Source organism: Salinivibrio sp. MA427 (assembly GCF_001996115.1).
Classification (GTDB): domain Bacteria; phylum Pseudomonadota; class Gammaproteobacteria; order Enterobacterales; family Vibrionaceae; genus Salinivibrio; species Salinivibrio costicola.
This window is the reverse complement of sequence record NZ_MUFH01000328.1, coordinates 1-4,198: the sequence shown is the minus strand read 5'-3', so window position 1 is coordinate 4,198 and position 4,198 is coordinate 1. Positions and strand designations below refer to the sequence as shown.

Annotated in this window: 4 protein-coding genes and 2 pseudogenes; 4 read left to right on the top strand and 2 right to left on the bottom strand. The window is 48.3% G+C overall.

Annotated features, from left to right (window positions below; all coding sequences use genetic code 11):
• Nucleotides 1-90 precede the first annotated feature (90 nt).
• The 3 genes and pseudogenes from BZG79_RS14040 to BZG79_RS14030 all read left to right on the top strand — a co-directional run bounded on the left by BZG79_RS14040 (nucleotide 91) and on the right by BZG79_RS14030 (nucleotide 2,613).
• Nucleotides 91-591 carry a hypothetical protein gene (locus BZG79_RS14040; RefSeq protein WP_242414201.1) on the top strand — a complete coding sequence of 167 codons (501 nt, stop codon included), beginning with the start codon at nucleotides 91-93 and terminating at the stop codon, nucleotides 589-591.
• Between the two features lie 379 nt (nucleotides 592-970).
• A pseudogene (gene cdd / locus BZG79_RS14035) lies at nucleotides 971-1,618 on the top strand (cytidine deaminase); the annotation flags it as partial.
• A gap of 95 nt (nucleotides 1,619-1,713) precedes the next feature.
• The gene (locus BZG79_RS14030) at nucleotides 1,714-2,613 is read left to right on the top strand and encodes a DMT family transporter (protein ID WP_174566346.1); all 900 of its coding nucleotides are present in this window, start codon (nucleotides 1,714-1,716) and stop codon (nucleotides 2,611-2,613) included.
• A gap of 43 nt (nucleotides 2,614-2,656) precedes the next feature.
• Here BZG79_RS14030 and BZG79_RS14025 read toward each other — a convergent pair whose 3' ends face one another.
• A complete protein-coding gene (locus BZG79_RS14025) occupies nucleotides 2,657-3,274 on the bottom strand; it encodes a thiopurine S-methyltransferase (protein ID WP_077660811.1) in 618 nt (205 codons plus the stop codon).
• A 198-nt stretch (nucleotides 3,275-3,472) separates the two neighbouring features.
• Here BZG79_RS14025 and BZG79_RS14020 point away from each other — a divergent pair, with 198 nt between their 5' ends.
• On the top strand, nucleotides 3,473-3,880 hold the full coding sequence (locus BZG79_RS14020) for a hypothetical protein (protein ID WP_199877914.1): 408 nt from the start codon (nucleotides 3,473-3,475) through the stop codon (nucleotides 3,878-3,880).
• Between the two features lie 8 nt (nucleotides 3,881-3,888).
• On the opposite strand, the pseudogene BZG79_RS14015 reads toward BZG79_RS14020, so the two are convergent.
• Nucleotides 3,889-4,198 (bottom strand): annotated as a pseudogene (locus BZG79_RS14015) (hypothetical protein); the annotation flags it as partial.

Genomic DNA, 4,198 nt, shown 5'->3' with positions numbered 1-4,198 from the left:
TAACTAGACCCAAAAAAGACATGCTAACGAGTTGCAGTTCTGTGATTTGAGTCCACACTTTTATAAAAGCTGTCGTTTGGAGTGGGCTTGATGATGACAACAAAAGTAAATACACGCTGTTACCGTTTTCCTGAAGTAGATTTTGAGCCAGAGAGCCGCACACTGTATTGGACGGATCAGGCAATCACGGTTTTGTCGTATGAAGAATCACGAATGCTCGAAATGCTTTGTTATTACGCAGGCGAGGTGTTGTCAAGTCGCACCTTGTTTAAACAAGTCGCATTACCCGACAGTTCTTTTGCACAAMACCAAAGTGTGGTCACTTCGCTCATGGCTAAGTCTTACCGCAACGGTAAAAAGTGCTTGCCCTTTGACGTGGTTGGCGAGTTTGGTTTTCGTGTTGCTTTACCCCAACAAACCTTTGCGCAACGGCCAACCACACCGGCGGAAAATCAACCTGATCTCACCCCACCTCCGGCAACGCAATCACCGGCATTAGGGGATCCCTCTTTTAGCATTACAAAACCGCTTATTGTGTTGATTGCGACCGCAAGCCTCATTATTGGCATTACTGCGTTATTAACGCAGTAGCTGTTCGTCGACGCGAAATCCGAGTACTTTCGAGCTCACACTCACACTATTCGCGTTGTGAGCTCAGATCGTTGATGTTTTATCTGACTTTGTCTTATCTCTAATGATCGTGGATCCGGTGACCTTCGCGCTGGCAACATTGGCTTTTGCAGCGTTAGCGTTGGCAAAATTAGAAGGCGAAAAAACATTGATGTCACTCTAACTTTCAGCAACGAAATCAGTTTTGCATATTATGCGTGACTTTTATCACATAATTATCAGGAGTGCTTCCCTACACTGAGCCTCCGTTAATGACTAAGAAGTGATGCTATGCGAACTGCACTAACCGATGCACTGACACAATTGCCCGACGCATTACAACGCGTTGTCTCTGATNACCCTATACTTGGGAGCCAATATTGAGTTCACAGGGGTGCAACTAGGCCAAACCATTCACGCCGAGCAATGCGCGATTGCCCATGCGTGGACCAAAGGGGCAACTCGCTTAACCGATATCACGATCAACTACAGCCCATGTGGTCATTGCCGTCAGTTTATGAATGAGCTAAACGGTGCAGAGTCACTCACCATTCAGCTACCAAAAACGGATCCCAAACCGTTACATGCGTATTTACCTGATTCCTTTGGTCCTGCCGATTTAGGGGTTGAATCACGTTTATTAACTGACGCGCCACACCAGTTACCCACAGACGATATTGATATTCCACTACTCAAAGCTGCCGCCGATGCAGCGAACCGAAGTCATGCACCGTATTCGGGTAACTACAGCGGCGTGGCCGTTGAAACATCTGATGGGGCGGTTTTCTCTGGGATGTATGCCGAAAATGCGGCGTTTAACCCGAGTTTACCCCCGCTTCAAGTGGCGCTCATTGCGACCAATATGGCCGGCTATCACTGGGACGACATTCGGTCGGTGGCGCTGGCCGAGATGACAAACAGTACGGTGAGCCATCTGACCGATACCCAAGCCACATTGGACGCGATGGATCCTGATATTCCTTTCGTCTATTCGACCCTTTCAACTTAACCACATGATACGCTTGGCCTCAGCGGGGATTTCTGATCGCTCTGAGGCCTAATTTGCGCTACTATCCGTACGTCTTTTTTCGGATTGTCACGGTAATGAAACAAGTTCATCATCCCCTCCAAGGCGCGGCCTGGATGCTCACTGCAGGCTTATGCTTCGCATTAGTCAACAGCCTTTCTCAATATGTTAGCTTCAAGTTGGGCTTGCCTTCGACGACCGTTGCTTTTATTCAATATGCCATTGCCTTAGTGGCCATGATCCCCTGGTTAAAGCAACTGGGGATTCGTCAATCTTTAAAAACCCAGCACCTTGGGCAACATTGTTTGCGGGTGTTTATTTCTGTTATTGGGATCCAACTTTGGCTATGGGCGCTCGCTTATCCGGTTCCCATTTGGCAAGGCATAGCCCTACTAATGACATCACCGCTGTTTGCAACCATAGGATCGGGGCTATTTCTTCGTGAACGGGTTGGTATTGCACGTAGCTTGGCCACACTTGCGGGTTTTTGTGGCGCGATGATTATCCTAGAACCTTGGTCAAATGGTTTTACATGGGCAACGTTACTGCCGATAGGCGCCGCTTTCTTTTGGGCGACCTATTCATTAATGGTGAAACGGTTATCAGCCTACGATCCACCGACCACGATGGTCGTTTACCTCCTTTTGTTGATCACCCCATTTAATCTACTCTTGGCCGTGCCTGACTGGACACTGCCGTCATCTGCAATGGCATGGTGGATGCTGTTCGGTGCTGGAATGCTCACCGCACTCGCACAGTGGGCAATAGCCAAAGCCTATGCCGCGTCAGATGCCTCGTTTGTTCAGCCGTTTGATCACGCTAAACTGCCGCTGAACGTCCTCTTTGGTTGGCTGGTATTCAGCTGGGTTCCACCTGGCCGGCTATGGCTAGGCGCAGGAATTATTATCGCAGCCGTTTTCTTTATTACCCACTGGGAATCACGACAGTCTAATCAACCTCGAGTCAAAACCGTCTAGCGCAAAACGGCGCTATCCGAGCATGGCTCTACCAAACCGAGCACTAAGCGTTGGCTTTTATCAACCAGACTTGCTCACCTCGGTCACCCTCTGGCTCGGTTTGCGTCTCTAACAACCTAATATCGAGCCCTGAAAACGCCTCTTCCACTATTGACGTATCGATGGAAAACGGCGGATTATCATCGGCCTGCGGATAAAACAAGGTGATCAGTAATAGGCGGCCTCCCGGCGCTAAAAGATCACGCACACGATGCACATACTGATCCCGCATCGACGGTGGCATCGCCACCAAAGCGGCACGATCGTAGATCAGCGAAGTCGGGCTCAAACGTGCAGTAAAAAAGTCACCACTGATCAACTCCAACTCATCGAAACAATAATGTGTATGACCCGACGGCGCACGGTGAACTTGCGGGGTATACAGGTTTTCTGAAAAAAAGGCCCGTACCGCGATATCACTCAGTTCTACACCAATCACATGTTCGTGTTTTTCCGCAAGCCAGTTTAAATCGATGGATTTGCCACACAAAGGCACCAGTACTGTCTCATCGGGCATTGGACAAAGTGTTGACCAGTAACGCATAAGCATTGGGTGCACACTGTCCCGATGAAACCCTATTTGATTTTCAGCCCAACGCTGATGCCAAAATTCTTGTTCCATGGTTTCTCCGAGAAGATGAAAAGTGGCCAGTTTAGCAAGTTATTAAATCAATCTCATTAGCAATTGCTTAAAGACGGGTGGAAATTGTTCACGATCTTGATCACAAATTAGTCAACGAGTAACTTGCGAGGCAGTCCACAAACAAGTACTGTTTATACATACAGTAATGANCATATATACAGGTTCTTTATGTACGCGATGTCTAATGAGTCAAATCAAGCAACGACGCAAACGTCAGTACAGATGCGTGWCGGAAGCTATTATTCCTCTGCGTTGAACGCACAGACACCCATCAATGCCCATTGGCTGTCGGTGTTACAGGCGTTAGCATTCAAAGCACGACAGCAAAAGTGGATCACGATCATTAATCCACCCCGCTCATTGAACGCCGAGCAGCTTAGTCATTGGGGAATTAATACCAATCAGGTCAGGATGATTTATCGTCGGCATGGGTTTGACGATGAAGCACTGATTGACGCCGCAATGGCCGCAGATACGTCATGTGCGATCATTGCGTTTACACCCACATTGACACGTTTAACCTGTTACGAACACAATCAGCAGTGGATTGCACGCGTCGATCCAACATTGGCACAACGTCATTAGTACGCGCCTCAGTGCAGGCAAGTATCCGCGTCAGAGATGAAAGTAAATCTAACCCACTCGCGGTTTTCATTACTGTATTCAAGCTGTGCGCCTGTTTGGTGGCTTATCGACTCCATTTGCCGATACTCTAAAGCATAAGGCATCAATACAGTGAGTTCTTTAATTCCTTGCGCACGAGCCAAACCGGCCAGTTGAACCAAATTAGATGTATCGGTATGACGCACTGACATCACACGCGCAGCGTCTTGCTGTAGGCGCTCTTGAGCGGTTAGTGGTGATTGATCGCCACCCGCTTGATACTCAAGCACAGTATTAAAC

Coding starts and splice junctions, on each gene's coding strand:
- BZG79_RS14030 (WP_174566346.1), top strand. CDS start 1,714: ATGAAACAAGTTCATCATCCCCTCCAAGGCGCGGCCTGGATGCTCACT.
- BZG79_RS14025 (WP_077660811.1), bottom strand. CDS start 3,274: ATGGAACAAGAATTTTGGCATCAGCGTTGGGCTGAAAATCAAATAGGG.